Annotated in this window: 20 protein-coding genes; 7 read left to right on the top strand and 13 right to left on the bottom strand. The window is 44.0% G+C overall.

Annotated features, from left to right (window positions below; translation table 11 throughout):
* Positions 1-21 precede the first annotated feature (21 nt).
* Positions 22-504: a VOC family protein gene (locus ECA1_RS05320; RefSeq protein WP_005230712.1), complete on the top strand. Its 483-nt coding sequence runs from the start codon at positions 22-24 to the stop codon at positions 502-504.
* Between the two features lie 159 nt (positions 505-663).
* A complete protein-coding gene (locus tag ECA1_RS05315; protein ID WP_005230709.1) occupies positions 664-993 on the top strand; it encodes an SdpI family protein in 330 nt (109 codons plus the stop codon).
* A 33-nt stretch (positions 994-1026) separates the two neighbouring features.
* Here the strand turns inward: ECA1_RS05315 and ECA1_RS05310 are convergent, their stop codons facing one another.
* The 8 genes from ECA1_RS05310 to arcA form a co-directional block, all read right to left on the bottom strand.
* Positions 1027-1722: a YoaK family protein gene (locus ECA1_RS05310; protein WP_005230708.1), complete on the bottom strand. Its 696-nt coding sequence runs from the start codon at positions 1720-1722 to the stop codon at positions 1027-1029.
* 64 nt (positions 1723-1786) lie between these two features.
* Entirely contained in the window at positions 1787-2302 is a 516-nt protein-coding gene (locus ECA1_RS05305) for a VanZ family protein (RefSeq protein WP_034869460.1), read from the bottom strand.
* A gap of 214 nt (positions 2303-2516) precedes the next feature.
* Entirely contained in the window at positions 2517-3023 is a 507-nt protein-coding gene (locus ECA1_RS05300) for an arginine repressor (protein ID WP_005230706.1), read from the bottom strand.
* Positions 3024-3100: 77 nt separating this feature from the next.
* Complete coding sequence (locus ECA1_RS05295; RefSeq protein WP_005230705.1) at positions 3101-4552, bottom strand: YfcC family protein; 1452 nt, start codon at positions 4550-4552, stop codon at positions 3101-3103.
* Positions 4553-4615: 63 nt separating this feature from the next.
* On the bottom strand, positions 4616-5305 hold the full coding sequence (locus ECA1_RS05290) for a Crp/Fnr family transcriptional regulator (RefSeq protein WP_005230704.1): 690 nt from the start codon (positions 5303-5305) through the stop codon (positions 4616-4618).
* A gap of 41 nt (positions 5306-5346) precedes the next feature.
* Positions 5347-6282, bottom strand: a complete 936-nt coding sequence (gene arcC, locus ECA1_RS05285) for a carbamate kinase (protein ID WP_005230702.1) — start codon at positions 6280-6282, stop codon at positions 5347-5349.
* Between the two features lie 17 nt (positions 6283-6299).
* The gene (argF, locus tag ECA1_RS05280) at positions 6300-7319 is read right to left on the bottom strand and encodes an ornithine carbamoyltransferase (protein WP_005230693.1); all 1020 of its coding nucleotides are present in this window, start codon (positions 7317-7319) and stop codon (positions 6300-6302) included.
* Between the two features lie 19 nt (positions 7320-7338).
* On the bottom strand, positions 7339-8562 hold the full coding sequence (gene arcA, locus ECA1_RS05275; RefSeq protein WP_010748983.1) for an arginine deiminase: 1224 nt from the start codon (positions 8560-8562) through the stop codon (positions 7339-7341).
* Positions 8563-8962: 400 nt separating this feature from the next.
* Between arcA and ECA1_RS05270 the strand changes: the two genes are divergently transcribed.
* Positions 8963-10768, top strand: a complete 1806-nt coding sequence (locus ECA1_RS05270; RefSeq protein ID WP_060791883.1) for a M3 family oligoendopeptidase — start codon at positions 8963-8965, stop codon at positions 10766-10768.
* 47 nt (positions 10769-10815) lie between these two features.
* Here ECA1_RS05270 and ECA1_RS05265 read toward each other — a convergent pair whose 3' ends face one another.
* The 4 genes from ECA1_RS05265 to ECA1_RS05250 form a co-directional block, all read right to left on the bottom strand.
* Complete coding sequence (locus ECA1_RS05265) at positions 10816-11283, bottom strand: TspO/MBR family protein (protein WP_010748985.1); 468 nt, start codon at positions 11281-11283, stop codon at positions 10816-10818.
* 140 nt (positions 11284-11423) lie between these two features.
* Positions 11424-12257 (bottom strand): glycosyltransferase family 8 protein, encoded by an 834-nt coding sequence (locus ECA1_RS05260; protein WP_005230685.1) that lies wholly within the window; start codon positions 12255-12257, stop codon positions 11424-11426.
* A gap of 224 nt (positions 12258-12481) precedes the next feature.
* Positions 12482-13003 (bottom strand): NADPH-dependent FMN reductase, encoded by a 522-nt coding sequence (locus tag ECA1_RS05255; protein WP_005230681.1) that lies wholly within the window; start codon positions 13001-13003, stop codon positions 12482-12484.
* A gap of 36 nt (positions 13004-13039) precedes the next feature.
* Positions 13040-13645 (bottom strand): NADPH-dependent FMN reductase, encoded by a 606-nt coding sequence (locus ECA1_RS05250; RefSeq protein ID WP_005230680.1) that lies wholly within the window; start codon positions 13643-13645, stop codon positions 13040-13042.
* A 201-nt stretch (positions 13646-13846) separates the two neighbouring features.
* On the opposite strand from ECA1_RS05250, the gene ECA1_RS05245 reads away from it, so the two are divergent.
* Both ECA1_RS05245 and ECA1_RS05240 read left to right on the top strand, forming a co-directional pair.
* Positions 13847-14692, top strand: a complete 846-nt coding sequence (locus ECA1_RS05245; protein WP_034869462.1) for a MarR family winged helix-turn-helix transcriptional regulator — start codon at positions 13847-13849, stop codon at positions 14690-14692.
* Between the two features lie 59 nt (positions 14693-14751).
* Positions 14752-16503: an ABC transporter ATP-binding protein gene (locus ECA1_RS05240; protein WP_034869465.1), complete on the top strand. Its 1752-nt coding sequence runs from the start codon at positions 14752-14754 to the stop codon at positions 16501-16503.
* Between the two features lie 41 nt (positions 16504-16544).
* On the opposite strand, the gene ECA1_RS05235 is transcribed toward ECA1_RS05240, so the two are convergent.
* Positions 16545-16910, bottom strand: coding sequence for a hypothetical protein (locus tag ECA1_RS05235; protein WP_005231942.1), 366 nt, complete (start codon positions 16908-16910; stop codon positions 16545-16547).
* A gap of 163 nt (positions 16911-17073) precedes the next feature.
* On the opposite strand from ECA1_RS05235, the gene ECA1_RS05230 reads away from it, so the two are divergent.
* Positions 17074-17406 carry a helix-turn-helix domain-containing protein gene (locus ECA1_RS05230; RefSeq protein ID WP_005230670.1) on the top strand — a complete coding sequence of 111 codons (333 nt, stop codon included), beginning with the start codon at positions 17074-17076 and terminating at the stop codon, positions 17404-17406.
* 5 nt (positions 17407-17411) lie between these two features.
* Positions 17412-17888, top strand: a complete 477-nt coding sequence (locus ECA1_RS05225) for an ImmA/IrrE family metallo-endopeptidase (RefSeq protein ID WP_005230668.1) — start codon at positions 17412-17414, stop codon at positions 17886-17888.
* Positions 17889-17932: the final 44 nt, after the last annotated feature.

Raw genomic sequence — 17932 nt, 5'->3', positions numbered from 1 at the left:
AAAACCTTAGGAGGAAGTATAATGACAAACACAAACACAGGCTTTTCAATGGTTAACCACGTGGGAATCACCGTCAGCAATCTCGAACGTTCCATCCAATTTTATGAAGCATTAACGGGAAAAAAAATCGCCAATCAAGATACGATTGGCGGCAAACGCATGGCGCAAACGCAAGGATTAGAAGATACACTGATCAAATATGCCAATCTTCATTTAGACAATCTCAACATCGATCTTTTAGAATACGTCGAACCAAGATCCAACAAAGCTAGCTATTCCAATGAGCAAATCAGCGCGATGCATCTTTGTTTTGAAGTCGAAGCTATCGATGAAGCCGTTGCTCGTCTAAAAGCCATTGGCGTTGAGCCTGACGGCACCCCCATCGTTTTTGAAGAACAAGATGGTTTAAAAAGCGGTTTCGGGACAGGTGTTGCCTACTTTACAGATCCAGACGGTACCAATCTTGAATTGATTGCACCAAAAGGCCCTTTTCAACGGGGATAAAAAACCGGATGGCGCTGCAAATCGCCAGCCGTTTTTTTGCTAGAAGCACGTATTTTTCGATTGTTCCCCTTCATAGAAGCGTTCATAGCGGATACAATAAGTATGTACTCATCTTTAGTTGCTTCACTTACTTATCCAACAAATCGCACGTGAAAGGTAGTGATCTCGATCGATATTGGACTTTTGTTGTTGATTTTTACGGGTATTTTTTTCATCGTCTTCTGGTGCTTTTTCCGAGAAGAACCCAATTATGTATTCGGCTTTCGCACCAAGCGCAGTACAGCCAGTGTCAGCAATTGGCGTTTTGCCCAGCAGTGGTTCTCCTTGTTAGCGATGCTCTTTCTAGGCGGGGTCGTTTTATTGCATCACAACGAGCTGATCGCAGAGGCTTTTTACCAAGTAGCCGTTTTTGGCAGCTATCTTCTAGCAGCGCTACTCGTAGAAACGGCACTGTATCTCAAAGATTCACGCACAAGCACCAAAAAGTAAGACAAAAAAGACATTCCAGCGAATGTCTTTTTTCTATTGTTTATTTTGATGATGGATCGTGATCCCCAACACCAAGGCTAAAATCCCTGAAACCACCCAGATAGTGCGGTGGAATAAGAAAATCCCTAGCAAGCTGCTTAAGACTGCACCAAAAAAGAAGCCGCCGATGATCAAGGAAATAGAAATGATCTTGGGTGTCACTGATCGGTCCTTTTTAAACCAGCGCATGTACACATAATCAGCCAGTGAACGTAAGTTGCCGGTGGTCATCGTGGTGGCATAGGGCATCCCTGCCAATCGACGATAGGCGGCATATTGAATCGCTGCAAAAAAAGATAACCCCGAATCGATCATGACATTGGGGAATGATCGAGCAAAAAAGCCCAGAACCAAAATACCGATTGCTTCAAAAATCAATGCGGCATTTTGCCAAACGATCCAGCCCCCTGTCGGAAAATGATGCTGCAGATAATTCGTCACTACGATCCCCACTAAAAACATGAAGATTGGCGGCAGATATCGAAAGGCTTGTTCAAACTGCCCCGTTGAAAGATTGATCCCTAACAAAATGACATTCCCCGACTGCATACTTGCAAATACTTCCCCGTGAAACAAGTAGGTATACGCATCTAAAAAACCACCTGCCATCGCAAGAAGAATCCCCACCGGCAAACTTTCATGCACGACAAACTCCGATTTGCTTTTAACACTGCTCAAACTTTTTTCCATTGGTTTCGCCTCTTGTTTTTTATACTTTCTGACAGCTTACTGCTTAAAAAACGTCGACAACTCGTTATGTTTTGCGGCGTTTAGGTGACTTTTTCGATAGCTGACAAATCAACCACCCCAAAAGAACGGCGGTCAGTGCTCCAGCTGAATCCAGCATGACATCTTGAAAAAGCGGCGTCCGTCCTCCCGTCAGCATTTGATGGTATTCATCGATCCCAGCGTAGCCGGTGGCTGCCAACCAAGCAAAAAAAGCGGCTAGCCAAAAAGGCTGTTTTCGCAAACTAAGCGTTAAGAACAAACTGCCCCCTAAGACAAAATAAGTGAAGAAATGCGCACCTTTGCGAATGAAAAATTCCACAAATGAGAAATAGCCTTTTTCCGCAATACTGATCTCCGACCCAGCATAGGAAAAAGAGATCGTCTCCAACCAATCTTTCAATGGTTCATTTTTTAAGATTCGTGAAAGCAACCCGATTTGTGATTGCTGCTCATAGGTTTGTGAAGAGCTGATAAAGAGGATGACCATTACCGCAATTGCGATACAAAAGTAAAAGTTCGGTTCTTTCAGTAATTTTTTCATAGTTTTCACTCCTCATTTTCCTATCTTACCATTTTCATTTGGTGATGCAACTGTTTTTCCAGCAAACCGTGGAGACATTGCACACACAAAAAGAGTGCTTCCGTCAAGTTTAGAAGCACTCTTTCTTTTTAAAAATAGCCATCGGTATGAAAAGCCGTCACCCGTTTGGTTGTGAGATCTTTGGGCTTGTGACGTTCAGCTTCCTCAACGATTCTCAGGGCTGTTTTGCGTTTTTTTCTCCAGTAAATAATGACGAACCCATCTCGTAGCCTTCTACATAATGATTCAACCGCTCGACGACCTCTGCTGCCGCTTCTTGTGACGGCGTGATGATCAATAAAATATCAAACCCTGCAATCGTGCCGACAATTTCTGGCAGCTCCATTTCATCAAGATAATTGGCGATCACATCGGCGCCGTTTTCAGCCGTATGAACGACAACTAAAAAGTCAATCTGCGTAATCTTTTTTAGATACTCATACATCGAAAACGCAATTCTGTCTTCTAGATCCTGCTCTTTGGATTCAAAGATCGAATAATACGGTCGGCCATTTTTGGCATACGTTTTAGCGATGTTCATTTCCCGCATGTCTCTAGAAATCGTGGCTTGGGTAGCTGAAACATTTTCTTTTTTTAATAAATTCATCAATTCTTCTTGAGACTCAATCCGATGTAGGACAAAGAGTTTTTTGATAATTGCTTGTCGCTCTTTTTTTTTCATTTACTTGATCCGCTCCTCTCAAGTCGCCTCGCTTACTGAAATAGTTGATCCGTCTCGTTCACTTCTTGAAACGCAGCTTACAAGAACAGCATCGAGAAGATTAAAATGGCAAGATTGGAAATTCCGATAACCAGTAACGGTTTGCGCATAAAGCGAGTCCAAGTAGAATAGTTGACCCGCGCCAGCTCCAATCCGCCCATCACGACGCCAGAAGTTGGTGTGATCAAATTCACTAATCCGCAACCAGCAGTAAAGATCATGACCATGACGTTCGGATTGAGTCCGATGCTTTGCGCCAAGGCACCCATGATAGGGATCGATACATATGCCAGTCCTGAAGTCGATGGAATCAAGAACGATAAGAGCAGATACAAAATATAGGCGCCAATTACGAACAGGACAGGTGATAACCCTTCTAAAAGATGGGAAGCCCGATCCAAAATAAACAGATCCAAGTACGTCGTTTGCATAATGTAGGAAGCCCCCCGTGCCACAACGATGATCAAGACAACGGATAAAATGTCTTTGACCCCATCGATAAAGTTGGTCACGATTTCTTTTTCTGAGAATCCTTGAATCAATGCAATGATGATACTGATGTAGAAGAACCACATAGCCAAATCACCAAAATACCATTCACCGAAGCTATTACCGGTCAAAAAGGCGGTCCAACCGTCAAACACGTGGATATCAAAGTCGCCCCAAGGAATCAAGGAAACCACCATGATCACAAAGGATAAGCCAAAAATCGTCAAAATCAGGCGATGCTTTTGCGTAAACGCTAAGTCTTCGTTCGTATCTTTGACAAAATGTTCTTCCATTTCTTTTTGCTCTTGCAGCGATAAGATCGTGGAGCCTTTGTCGGCTTTAACTTTTTTGGCATAAGACATCACCACAAAGATACAATACGCGGTCGTGACTAGCCAAAGCAATGCGCCAACTACTAGGATCGTGCCATTATTCGGAGCAATATCGATGCTTCGTAAAGCATCCATTGCCACCCCTGTAGCAAAGGGATTAACGGTGGAGCCGATCACACCGGCACCCGCCCCCAACATGACGGTTCCTGCTGCGACGATCGTATCAAAGCCCGATGCCACCATTGTGATTGCTAATAAGGAATAGAACGGAATCGTTTCTTCCGCCATTCCATAAGTTGAGCCACCAATCGAAAACAACACCATCAAAATCGGGATCAAAATCAACTCGTTGCCTTTGAGTTTTTTGACCAAATGCTGAATACCAGCTTCTAAAGCGCCTGTTCGTGTGACAATATTCAAAAAGCCACCCAAACAAAGAATAAACACACAGATCTCGATCGCATCACGAAATCCGTTAAAAGGCGCCATAAAGAAATCAGAAAACTTGGCACCGACGACTTGGCTGACCATCTCTTCTTGCCCTGCTGGTAATGAAGGTGCAAAGGGCTGACCGGCTAGTAGCCAAGAAGCGACCGTCAACGCAATAATGATCAGAAATAAGATACTGAACGATGTCAGCGACTTTTTTTCTTTTTGCTTTTTTTTCATCTTCGTTCCTCCTCTATTGAATCAATCTTAGATGCAAATTGCCAACAGCTAATCTGTCTGTGGTCAATTCGCAACATGGGAAAAATAATCTTTGTCATAAATAATGAGTTCTTTGTAACGATAATAAATCTTTCTTTTATGCACGAGCGCCTTGATGGTTTGACTGACCGTCTCTCGCGTCGTTCCACTGTATTTAGCAATATCATTGATAAAAACTGGAAAAGGAATGCGAATCTGCTCTCCTTGTGACTGTCCGTGCTCGATCATCAAGAGACCGATCGTATTGACGACTCTTGTCTGCGCGCTAGAGGTGACACAGTACTCCACTCGGCGTCTTTGCTTCTCCAACTGCTGGCTCATTTGCTGATTCAGCCACAGCAACTGACTTGTAGATGAAACAACCAGCGGTTCAAACAGCGACATCGCTGCAAACTGCACGACAATGTCTGTTGCAGCGAATGCCGATACATCATAGTTGTCTCTTTCAAACAAGCCAATCAAAGGAAATAACTGATCAGGCCCAACAAAATCTACATAACAATAGGAATCAGTTCCGTCGGTTTTTTCGATCCGTACGAGACCTTCGATCACATGGAATATCCGATCTCTTACGTCGCCTTCATAAAAAAGCACTTGGCCTTTTTTGTACGTACGGCAGTAAATATGCTCCTTCAATCGCTGTTGATTTTCTTCTTCCAGCCATTGAAAGCTATTCGCTCTTGTTGATGGATCTTTTATTTGGTAGTCGATCATTTCTCTCACTCCAATGTTTTGGACTTGCTTTGCTACTTCGCTTATTTCCAGGTGATCTGTGTACCAGCGTCTTCAATTTCTGCCAGCTTATCTAAGGAAGTAATCACTGCCCGTTTCTCTGTGCCCATTTTGACAAAATTCAAAGCTGCTTGTACTTTCGGTAACATGCTTCCCGGTGAAAAATGCCCTTCATCGACATAGGTTTCCAATTCAGCGGCGGTCACATGATCCAACCACTGCTCATTTTCCTTGCCAAAGTTCAAAGCGATTTTTTCCACGCCCGTCAAAATGATCAGCTGATCCGCATCGACTAAACGAGCCAATTTTTCAGAAGCAAAATCTTTATCGATCACGGCTTCAACCCCCAGCCCATTATCTAACACGGGAATGCCCCCGCCGCCTGCGCAAATAACGATCGTGTTTTGTTCAATCAGCGCCTTGATGCTGGCAACTTCTTGAATCGCTTGTGGTGCAGGACTGGCAACGACTTTCCGCCAACCACGACCAGCATCTTCACGATAGATGGCATCTGTTGCTGCCATGGCTTCTTTGGCAGCTGTTTCCGTTAAGAAAGGACCGATCGGTTTGGTCGGATGGGCAAATGCTGGATCTTGCGCATCGACTGTAATTTCCGTCACCACTGTTACCACCGGCTTAGCCATTTGGGCTTCTTTCAACTGGATTCTCAGCTCATTTTGCAGCCAATAGCCAATACTGCCTTGCGTCATTGCCACGCAAGTATCTAAAGGCATCGCTGGGTTTTTGCTAGAATCACTGGCTTGTTGCTGCAAAACCAAATTTCCCACTTGAGGCCCATTCCCATGGGTAATGATCAAATGAACGTCTTTTTGGATCAGGGGAATTAAATACTCGACGGTCTGTTTAAGCCGTTCTTTTTGCCCTTTGGCACTGGCATCATCTGCTAGGATAGCGTTGCCGCCAAGGGCGACAACGATCGTTGGTTTCTTTTCACTCATCTGCTCACTGCTCCTTCTTACACTCTAGGAATAAAGAGATCGCCTAAGGTTACTGCCATGATTGCTTTGATCGAGTGCATTCGGTTTTCAGCCTCTTCAAATTGACGGCCCCAGTGACTGCGGAAAATGTCGTCTGTGATCTCCATTTCAGAAATGCCGAATTTTTCTTCGATCATTTTTCCATACGTCGTATTCGTATCATGGAACGCTGGCAAGCAGTGAAGCACGATCAAGCCATCGTCTTGTTTTCCAGTCGCCATTACCATTTCGCGGTTGATTTGGTAATCTTTCAACAGCTTCACCCGTTCTTCAAACTGGTCTTCTTCCCCCATTGAAACCCAAACATCGGTATACAGAACATCGGCATCTTTGACGCCTTTTTGAATATCGTCTGTTACCATCAGCTGACTGCCAGATTCTTTGGCAAATTTGTTGGCATAGTCTGTCACTTCTTCAGCTGGGAAAAGTTCTTTTGGTGCACAGATGCGAACATTGACACCTAAAATCGCCCCCGTCACTAACAAACTATTCGCCATATTGTTTCGGCCATCGCCCACATAGACTAACGTAATGTTTTCTAATGTACCGAAGTTTTCTTTGATCGTCATGAAGTCAGCGATCATTTGGGTTGGATGCCATTCATCGGTCAAGCCATTCCAAACAGGAACGCCAGAGAATTTGGCTAAATCTTCAACGACTTGTTGGCTGAACCCGCGGAACTCAATGCCATCAAACATGCTGCCTAAAACTCTGGCGGTATCTTCAACGGATTCTTTTTTGCCTAGCTGGATATCATTCGCACCTAAAAATTCTGGATGGGCACCAAGATCGATGGCAGCCGTCGTAAATGCCGCCCGTGTCCGAGTCGACGTTTTTTCAAATAAGAGGGCGATGTTCTTGCCTTCCAAATAGCGATGAGAAATATTTTGCTTTTTCAACTGTTTCAAATAGATTGAAAAATCAATCAGGTATTCTAACTCGGCTTTCGTAAAATCTTTTTCTGCTAAGAAGCTTCTTCCTTTAAATACTTGTTTCATTAGTAATTCCTCCTCTAGATTAAATATCTTCTCTAATAAATGGCATGCTCATGCAGCGAGGGCCGCCACGGCCGCGAACCAATTCACTGCCGGAGATTTTATGCAATTTGATGCCGGCTTCAGTTAATTTTTGATTGGTGATCGTGTTGCGGTCATAGACCACGACTTCGCCAGGTGCGATCGTCAAGGTATTGGAACCGTCATTCCATTGTTCCCGAGCTGCAGCGACCAAATCGTTCCCCCCACAGCGAATCAATTCCACTGCATCTAATTCTAAGTAGCGGCACAAAATGTTTTCTAACGTATCTTTTTCTTCTTTGATGGTTACGCCATCCCCGTCACGTGAGATTGAATAAACGGTCAGTTCTCCTTCAATTTCTGGATGGATCGTAAATTTGTCATAATCAACCATTGTAAATACCGTATCTAAATGCATGAATTTGCGTTCTTGACCAATATCAAAAGCTAAGACGTACTCAAAACTTGGTTCATGTTGGAACACATTACGAGCCAACTGTTCAATGGAAGTGGCATCTGTTCGTTGGGAGATCCCGATCGCTAACACTCGTTTTGACAGAACCAATTCATCGCCACCTTCAATTCGTGTTGGCTGATCACGGTCATAAAGCAAGTGCGGTGGCTGTTGTTGGAACATTGGATGATGAGCAAAAATGTATTTGCCATACAACGTTTCACGACGTCTTGTTTCTGAATACATGCGATTCAAGGAAACCCCGTTACCGATCGTCGCAAACGGATCACGAGTGAAATACAAATTCGGCATTGGATCGATCAAAAACGGATACTGGTCATCCACAGCACCAGCTAAGCTTTGACTATGGGGCAATTTCAGTTCATTTTTCGCTAGACCTGCCATCGTTTTATCGATGAATTGACGGTTATCTTCAAAAGATAAGAAATAATCGGTAATTTCAGCAATGATTTCTGGGCTTTGTAACGTTGTTTCTTCTAAATATTCCTTGATAAACTGCTCTTTGATTTCTTGACTAGTTAACGCTTCTGCTGCTAAATCTTCTAAATACAACACCTCCACATTATTATTACGCAATACATCGGCAAATTGATCATGTTCAGCCCTTGCTTGTTCCAAAAAGGGAATATCATCAAATAACAAGCGATTTAAATGATCAGGCACGAGGTTTTCTAATTCTCGACCAGGGCGATGGAGCATGACTTGCTTCAAGCGGCCGATTTCTGAAAAAACATGAATAGCATTTGACATTTCTTTACATCCTCCTTTGTTTTGATTACGCCTACATAGTACAAGAATGTATGCGCTTACCAAGCGACGTATTTCGCCTTCATTATGCAAAGCATTTGTCATTATGCAATAAAGAGTGAATATCTTCTTGCGAGCGTTTTTTTACTCGTTGTTATTTTTTTTTATGTAATATTTATTCAGCAATTTTTAAATAAGAATTTGATGAGAATCAAAAAATGATCGATTTTGTTCTTTTCTTTGATTTTGACCTCCCCGCCCAATGCAGGCAAAGCTTACGAAAGAAAAGAACTTTTTCAACCAATAGCTTTCCTTTTTCGATTAAAAAAATCCGATGGTTGCGACTAAATGTGGCTATGCTATACTTAATAAGATCGTAGGAAAAGAAAGGGGTTTGATAGGAATGACCTATTCAATCAATTGGGATCTAGAAACAATTTTTCCAGGAGGCAGTGATTCTGTTCAATTAAAAGAACGCATGAACCAACTGGAAGAAGAAATCAAAACTTACCGTGAAAAAGTTGACGCTTGGGTACCAAACGCTTCAGACAATGCGACAAAATTAGAGGAATTAATCGAACTTTCTGGCACAATCAATCAAGGATTTTCACAATGTGGCAGCTTTATCAATGCCTTGCTTTCAGCGAATGTCAACGACAGCAAAGCCAAAATCCTGACCGGCGACCTCTACGCAAAACTGCCAGCACTGCAAGCAGCACAAACCGTTTTCTCGAAAAAATTGACAGAAATTTCTGAGGATGATTGGACCGCATTACTTACCGCGGAAAACTTAGCACCAATCGCCTTTCGTCTAAGCGAGATTCGTCGCGACGGCAAAGAATTGTTATCCGAAGCAGAAGAAACCATCATCAACACGTTAAATTTAGATGGCTTAAATGCTTGGAGCCAACATTACGATACGATCGTTGCCTCAATCGAAATTCCTTTCCTTCAAGAAGACGGCACGACGATCAACTTGTCCGCTGGTCAAGCCTTCAATAAAATGATGGGTGATCCAGATCCAGAAGTTCGTGCGCGTTTATTTGACACTTGGGAAAAGACGTGGGCAGAAAAAGAAGACCTCTTTGCAGATACCTTGAACCATTTAGACGGCTTCCGCCTTTCTACCTTCAAGCTTCACGGGGTCACTGATTACTTGAAAGAACCATTAGAATACAATCGTCTGCAAAAAGCGACATTGGATGCTATGTGGGGCACGATCCAAAAGAACAAACAGCCGATCGTTGATTTCTTGACCCGCAAAGCCCAGCTTTTCGGCAAAGAAAAAATGGAATGGCAAGACCAAGATGCACCGATCATCCTTGGTGACATGGAAGAAAGAACCTACACCTTTGATGAAGCAGCTGACTTTATTTTGACCAACTTCCGTAAGTTCAGTCCTAAAATGGCTGACTTTGCCCAAGTTGCTTTTGAAAAAAGCTGGATCGAAGCAGAAGATCGTCCTGGCAAACGTCCTGGCGGCTATTGCACCAGCTTGCCAGAAACCAAAGAGTCACGTATTTTCATGACCTACAGCAATTCAGTCAACGAAGTAGCGACGCTTGCCCATGAGTTAGGTCACGCGTTTCACAGCAGCGTTCTTTGGGAGCTGCCGGAATTAAACCGCAACTATGCCATGAACGTTGCCGAAACAGCAAGTACCTTTGCTGAATTGATCGTTGCTGATGCAACCCTCAAAGAAGCGACAACGAAGGAAGAAAAAATCAATCTATTGGATGCCAAAATGCAAAATGCGATCGCGATGTTCATGAACATCCATGCACGCTTTATTTTTGAAAACAGCTTCTACCAAGCCCGTCAAAACGGCTTAGTTTCAGCGGAGCAAATCACGGAAATGATGACAGCGGCGCAAAAAGAAAGCTATGCGGATGGGTTAGCAACTTATCATCCACATTTCTGGGCAGCCAAATTGCACTTCTTTATTGATGATGTGCCGTTTTACAACTTCCCTTACACCTTTGGTTACCTCTTTAGCATGGGGATCTATGCGTATGCCAATGAAAAAGGGTCTAGCTTTGAAGAAGAGTACATTGCTTTATTGCAAGATACTGCTTCAATGACGACGGAAGAACTGGCGCAAAAACACCTTGGTGTTGATTTAACAAAACCAGACTTCTGGCAAGCAGGGATCGATATGGTCCTAAAAGATGTTGCCAGCTTTATGGAATTGACTGAAGACTATATCTAAAAGAAAAAACCCTCTTCCAACACGACGCTTGGAAGAGGGTTTTTCTATCAGGCATTCAATAAAGTTAAGCCAATCGTTAAGTAGCCTGCGTACAGACACCAAATCAAATAAGGAATAAACAAGTACATTGCTTTTTTGTCGATGCGAGCAAAGAGGATCATGCAAATAATCACTGATAGGACTAACAAGACAATAATGACCGTTCCTGCCCAGTAAGCATTCCAGCCAAAGAAAACGATACTCCACAAGAAGTTTAGTACTTGCTGGATCGCAAAGAAGATATAGGCATTCTTTTTAAGCGCTGGATTGACTTTGGCTACGATCAACAGATACAACGCTGTTCCCATAAAGGCATACAAAATCGTCCAAACGATCCCAATGATCCCACCAGGAGGGGCTAAAAAAGGTTTTTCCATTTGCGCATACGTTCCAGCGATGTCTCCTGCAAACAAACTCGAGATGATTCCTGTTGCTTCGATGCCGATCACACAGACCAGCCAAATCAAAAATTTCATGTTCTCCACTCCTTCTTTTTTCATGACTCTCTCATTTAATCGTACCATCGAATCGAAAAAAAGCAGAATAGAACGCTTAAAAAAAGAAACGGCCGTGTGGACGTTTCTTTCAAGGTAATTTTGATTATATTCAATGACAGCTACTTTGATTGTTCCTCTTCAAACTTCCGGCGTTCATTTTCTACATATTTGTATAGCGCCCCGTAGCGGCTGCGGTAGCCTTTTTTCCATGGCTTCTCTTTGCCGCAAAAATGTAACAAAACGGTATGCTCGATGACCCAATCCAAACTCCATTCCCCTAAACTGATCGTTTCATACGTACGGTTTTTCCGTACATCATAGTTATAGAGCTGATCAGGAATCGCCAGCACCCGATCGCCGTACAACCCATTCAAAATGTCTTGATCTGGCAAAAAGAGGTTCAAATGATTTTTCTCAATGAACGCAGCGATCTCTGTTTCTTTGACCTCTTGCCGCAGCTGGTGCACATTCATCAGCAAGACACCTGAATTATAGTAGCCTTCTGACTCATAATTGCGCAAACGGACTTTATTGATGACCGTCGTCACTTCTGTCAGCTTGGAATGACTGGCAGCGGCATACAGAAAATCCCCTAACGTCAGCTCATACAAGGGGCGCAAATCATTGATGCACAAAATATCCGCATCCAGATACAGGATTTTTTCCACTTGCTGCGGCAAGTAATTTTGTGCCAATAATCGATAGTAGATCGACTCAGGGTAGCGATCACTGACTGGCGCGGTTTTAAAAATCGAGCCAGAACCGATGATGATGGGATGATAGGTCATCGCCAGCTTTTGACAAAAAGCCTTGAGCTCTGCACCTTGTTTCAATTCTTTTTCTTGTAAGACATAGACATCGAAAGATGCTGCTGTCGTATGACGTTTGATTGAATATAACGTTGTTTTTAATTGTTCGCTGAACCGATCATCAATCGCAAAAAGTAGATTCATGCTCTTGTTCACTCCTCTGTTACTGGTTGCGTGCTCGTTTTTGGAAAAATCGAAAGCAGTTGCCCGCATCTTCTGTTCTTCTAGTATACCCGATTTTTGGTCTTTCTTTCAGTGAAACACCCTTGCCAATCGAACCCTTGATTGGCAGACGCCAAAAAAGCTGTTCCATCCATGGGATGAAACAGCAAAGGATCGCTTATAAATGATTGCGTCTTAAAAACAGATCAGCGAATCGTGGCAAAAGCCGTTGACCACAACAACAATTCATCTAGCATATCATTGACACCCGCAGCCATGTGCTCACCGGGTTTGAAGGTACTGAAACTTTCAAAATCAGTAAATAAGTTGAAGGCTGGGTTGGTCCGCACGGTGGCAACTTTTTGTTCAGCTAATACGTTGCGCAATTGTTCAGCGGCCCGAATCCCACCGCCAGAACCGTAGCTGACAATCCCAGCAGCTTTATCAAACCATTCTTCCCGAGCAGAATCTACGGCATTTTTCAAGGAAGCTGCAAAACCGTGGTTGTATTCTTGCACGATGAAGATATAGCCATCTAATTCAGAAATTTTTTTGTTCCATGCCAAGTTTGGCTCAGCCGTTCCCATAAACGGTAAATCAAATGCCTTTACATCAACGATCTCAAACTGATGCTCTGACCGTTGATTAGCAATTTCTTGAATATATGCTCCGACTTGCGGACTTACGCGTCCTTCTCTTGTACTGCCTAAAATAATACCAAATTTCATGATAGGTTCCTCCTAAGGTTGTCTTATTTTGTTTTCTTAACGATTGGCAAATGTGTCTGCCCAGTCCAATAATTCCGTCAACATGTCGTTCATTCCTACAGTCATATGCTCGCCAGGGGTAAAGGTGGCAAAGTTTTCAAAATCAGTAAATAAGTTGAAGGCAGGATTGGTGCGCACCGTGGCTACTTTTTGTTCCGCCAAAATCAAGCGAACTTGCTCAGCGGCACGAATCCCTCCTGCCGAACCATAGCTGACGATCGCTGCTGCTTTGTTGAACCATTCCTCTCGAGCGCTGTCCAACGCATTTTTCAAGGAAGCTGATATGCCATGATTGTATTCTTGTACGATGAAGATGTAGCCGTCTAACTCAGCGATTTTTTCGTTCCACGCTTGGTTCACTTCACCTGTACCCATAAAGGGCAAGTCATAGTCTTTGATATCAATGATTTCAAACGAGCGGTCGCTATGCGCGCGTGCTGTTTGTAAAACATAATCGGCTACTTGCGGACTCACGCGGCCTTCTCTCGTACTGCCAACGATGATCCCGATTTTTTGCGCTTTTTTCTTTTCAGGGGTGCGATACACCTCTTTAATTACTTCTTTTTCAATTATCTGTTCTTTTTTCCCAAATCCAAAGACCATTCTTTTGTACTCCTTTTGTTGTGGTTTCTTTAACGATGGACTCAGCATACCAAACTTACTTTTAGTAAGTCAATCATTCTGCTTACTTTTTGTTAGAAAAAAATCTCAGCTGCTTCTTATTGACATTCATTCGGTACCGAACTATAATCAACTCATCGATATCGTTAGGTACCGAACGATAAACCAAAAGGAGTGTACACCATGAGTACAATGACCGACCACTTAATGAAACAGCTTCGTTTTATCAGCGAAGCCAGCAATGCCTTTATGAGTCAAAACAACCAGCGCCTTTCGGGACAGCAACGTGTCCTGGCCGTTTTAAATTTAGAAGACGGCTTGGTGCAAAGTTATCTTGCAGAAGTCTTAGACCTACGGCCAAGCTCTCTAGCGGAACTATTGAAGAAAATGGAAAATAGTGGCGATATTCAGCGCAAAGAAGATGCTGCTGACAAACGGATCAAACGAATCTATCTGACAGAAACTGGCCGAAAAAAAGCAGAAAAATTACTGGCACAAAAAGAAGCAGCCAGCAGTCAGTCGTTTTTTGCAGGGCTCTCAGAGGAGGAACAAACCGAATTTGCTCGTCTTCTTGAAAACATTGCTGCTGGATGGGAGACGGACTTCCAACAGCAGGCACAACGCTTTATTGACCCAATGGATCGTTTGCAAGCCATGCAAGAGATTCGGGAAGAAATGATGAAGCAATGGGGCGGAAATTGGCAGGAAATGTCGAATGACGAGCGCCGAAAAATGAGGCAACAAATGAAAGATACTTGGCAAGAAATGGGCGTTGATGAGCGACGCCAAACGAAAAAACAGATCAAGGAAGCCATGCGGCAAATGCCGTTTCCTGGACATCGCGGCATGTTTGGCAATCGGCCATTTGGGCCGTTTGGGCCGTTTGATAATAGCGAGGCGAATGATCCACGGTACACATGGGTAAAAGGCAACTTTTTTGATGCCTATGGGTTTGGACAAGACCGCAAAGCAAGACCGACTTCCGCTTCTAAAGACGAAGCAGCCGAGGAGGATTGGCAGGATTTCTAATAACACCTAATTAAAAAGAAAAAGCGGTGAGCCATCTTGCTTGCTGCGGAGGAAAACGAATGGAAACAACGACACCAACAGTGAACAAAAACAAATTTAAAATGAAAGACTTTATCCACCTGATCGTCAGTGTCAATCCTAAAAAAGGCTTGTTTCTTTTAGGGATGCTCTTTAGCCTGATCACAAGTGCCGCCAGTTTGGTCGTGCCGCAGCTGACGAAAACACTGGTCGATGCCAGCGGCACCCCCACGTTTAGCACCTCCATGCTGGTCGTTTTGATCCTAGCCTTTGTGCTGCAATTAGGCGTAGGGACTTTAGGCGGTTTTCTCTTGCGCTATGTGGGAGAAAGTGCTGTGAAAACGTTGCGGGAACGTCTTTGGAAACATCTGCTGCATTTGCCAGTCAGCTATTTTGATGACCACAAGTCGGGGGAAAGCAGTTCGCGACTCGTCAATGATACTTCCGTGATCAAAGAACTAGTCACCTCGCAATTTCCCAGCTTTGTCACTGGCTTGATCCAATTGGTCGGTTCGATGATCATCTTGTTTTTGATGGATTGGAAGATGGCTGCGATCATGTTCAGTGCGGTGCCTTTGATCACCTTGATCATGTGGCCAATCGGCAAGATCATGTCAAAACTAGGACGCCAGTTGCAAGCAGCGACCGCCGATTTCAATGCGGATGCCAGCGAAAAGCTCTCAGAGATCCGTTTGATCAAAGCCAGCAACGGAGAAGCCAGTGAACAAGAAAACGGTCGGCGCAACATTGGGGCAATTTTTACCCTCGGGGTCAAGGATGCGAAAGTCAGTGCGATTTTGCAGCCAATCATGACGACGGCCATGCTGGGCTTACTCGTAGGAATCCTCGGTTATGGCGCGATCCGTGTGCAAGCCGGCACCTTGACGAGCGGCGCATTGATCGCTTTTCTACTGTATCTCTTTAATATTATTGCGCCTGTGACGACGTTTGCGATGTTCTTTTCACAAGTCCAAAAAGCGATGGGTGCTACGGAACGGATCCAAGAAATTTTGGATACGCCGCTGGAGCCGATCCAGGCAGCACCCAAAGCCGCCATCGATGGCGCAGTCTTACGAGCAGAACAAATCGATTTCAGTTACGATCCCAAACGGCCGATTTTGCAAAACATTTCTTTTGAAGCCAAACCCAACACCGTGATTGCTTTTGCAGGACCAAGCGGCGGCGGAAAATCCACGATCTTCGCTTTACTAGAACGCTTTTATGAACCCACCAGCGGGCGCTTGCTGATTGGAGATCAGCCGATAGCTGACATTGATCTACAGGACTGGCGGGCACAGATCGGCTATGTTTCCCAAGACAGTGCGGTCTTTGCTGGTACGATTCGGGAAAACTTGCAATACGGATTGGGCCGAACACTGTCAGAGGAGGAATTGTGGCAAGGACTGGCATTGGCTTATGCCGATCAGTTCGTCCAAGAGTTCCCCGAAAAACTAGAAACACAAATCGGTGAACGCGGCGTCAAACTATCTGGTGGTCAAAAACAACGGATCGCCATCGCTCGAGCATTCTTGCGGGATCCCAAGCTGCTGATGCTGGATGAAGCGACTGCCAGCCTAGATTCTCAGTCAGAAGAAAAAGTCCAGCGGGCGTTGGATCATCTGATGGAAGGGCGCACGACATTAGTGATCGCTCATCGCTTATCGACCATCGTGGATGCCGACCAAATCTACTTTATAGAAAAAGGCACCATTACCGGTCAAGGTACCCATGCACAATTGATCAACAACCACCCGCTTTATGCTGCCTATGTCAATGAACAAATGATCAACTAATCGAAAAAACTGCTTATTGACGGATAAGCAGTTTTTTTCTATTAGCCAACGGCTGAATGTTGCTTCCCTTCACGCGTCCCAGGCACTTGATTCACTCGCTGCAATTCTTTCAGCACCTGATTTTCTGCCCGCAAAAAATCCCGTTCGCTTTGGGCAGTAGCAAGCTTTCCTTGATAGACCAAGACTTCTTCTTGGTAGGTTTTGGCGGTCTTTTGGACTTCTTCTTCTAACTGATCGATTTTATGGGTCAATTCTTGATTGATCTGTTCATATTTTAGGTAAAGCTTTTGGGCATTTTCGATATTCGTTTGTTCCAAATTCGCTTTGCTGGATACTCGGGTAGCCAAATAAGTAAGTACACCAGTAATGAGTGACGGCAAGACAACTGTTACGATCGATGTATCCATGATCCTCCCCCATTCTTTTTGATACAATTCATATCATCTGTTTCCAGTATAAAAGATACGATTCGTATCGTCAACTGATGTGATATTTTTTATATCAAATAATACAAAAATAGATACAAATTATATCTAACGTGCTATACTACAAAAAAGGAGGCGATCACTCATGCTTGGCGAACGGCTAAGAACACTCAGACTACGAACCAACCAAACACAACAGCAGATCGCAGATCAGCTAGGGATCACCCGCGCAGCGTATTCGCATTTCGAAAATGATCGTAACGAACCCGATGGCGAGACCATCGTCAAACTCGCGGAGATTTTTCAAGTATCCACCGATTTTTTATTAGGCAGACAAGTCCCGGCAGGCTTCACGCCACCCTCTGCAAAAGTTCAAACCGTTGCGGCCCATATTGATGATGACGTCACCGATGAGCAGATGGAAGACATCCTCAGCTATATTGAATTTATAAAACAGCGGCACGCCCAAAAGGAATGATGGAAATGGATAAAGTAGAAGAACTGATGGCCGCCTACCCAGACTTGCACTTTATTTTCGATAAAAATATGCCTGATGGTCAGCAAGGATTGTACATCGATCACCATATTTACTTGAACCCTGACCAATCACAAGAAGACCTCTTGAGCACCATCGGTGAAGAAATCGGTCATTATCTGACCAGTGCTGGCGACATTACCGCCCAAGACACCAACGAAAAACGCAAACAAGAACGCAAAGCCCGCGACATTGGTTCTGCGATCGTGGTCACGCCCTATGATATCATCGCTTGTTTTGAAGAAGGCTGCAAAACATTGGCGGCATGCGCTGATTATTTAGGGGTTCCCCCACAAACCTTCAAAGACGCGGTCACGTATTATGCTCGCCGCTTTGACGGTATCAAAACCGAAGAGAACTATACCTTGTTTTTCCATATCGACGGCACGATTGAAGTTATCAAAACCTTTGGCAATCAAGGCTAAGCCTTTTTCACACAAAAACAGACGTTCCTTTTCTGCTGCTAAGT

It is taken from the genome of Enterococcus casseliflavus NBRC 100478, assembly GCF_001544095.1.
In the GTDB taxonomy this organism is placed as follows: domain Bacteria; phylum Bacillota; class Bacilli; order Lactobacillales; family Enterococcaceae; genus Enterococcus_D; species Enterococcus_D casseliflavus.
This window is presented reverse-complemented; position numbering and strand designations above follow the sequence as displayed.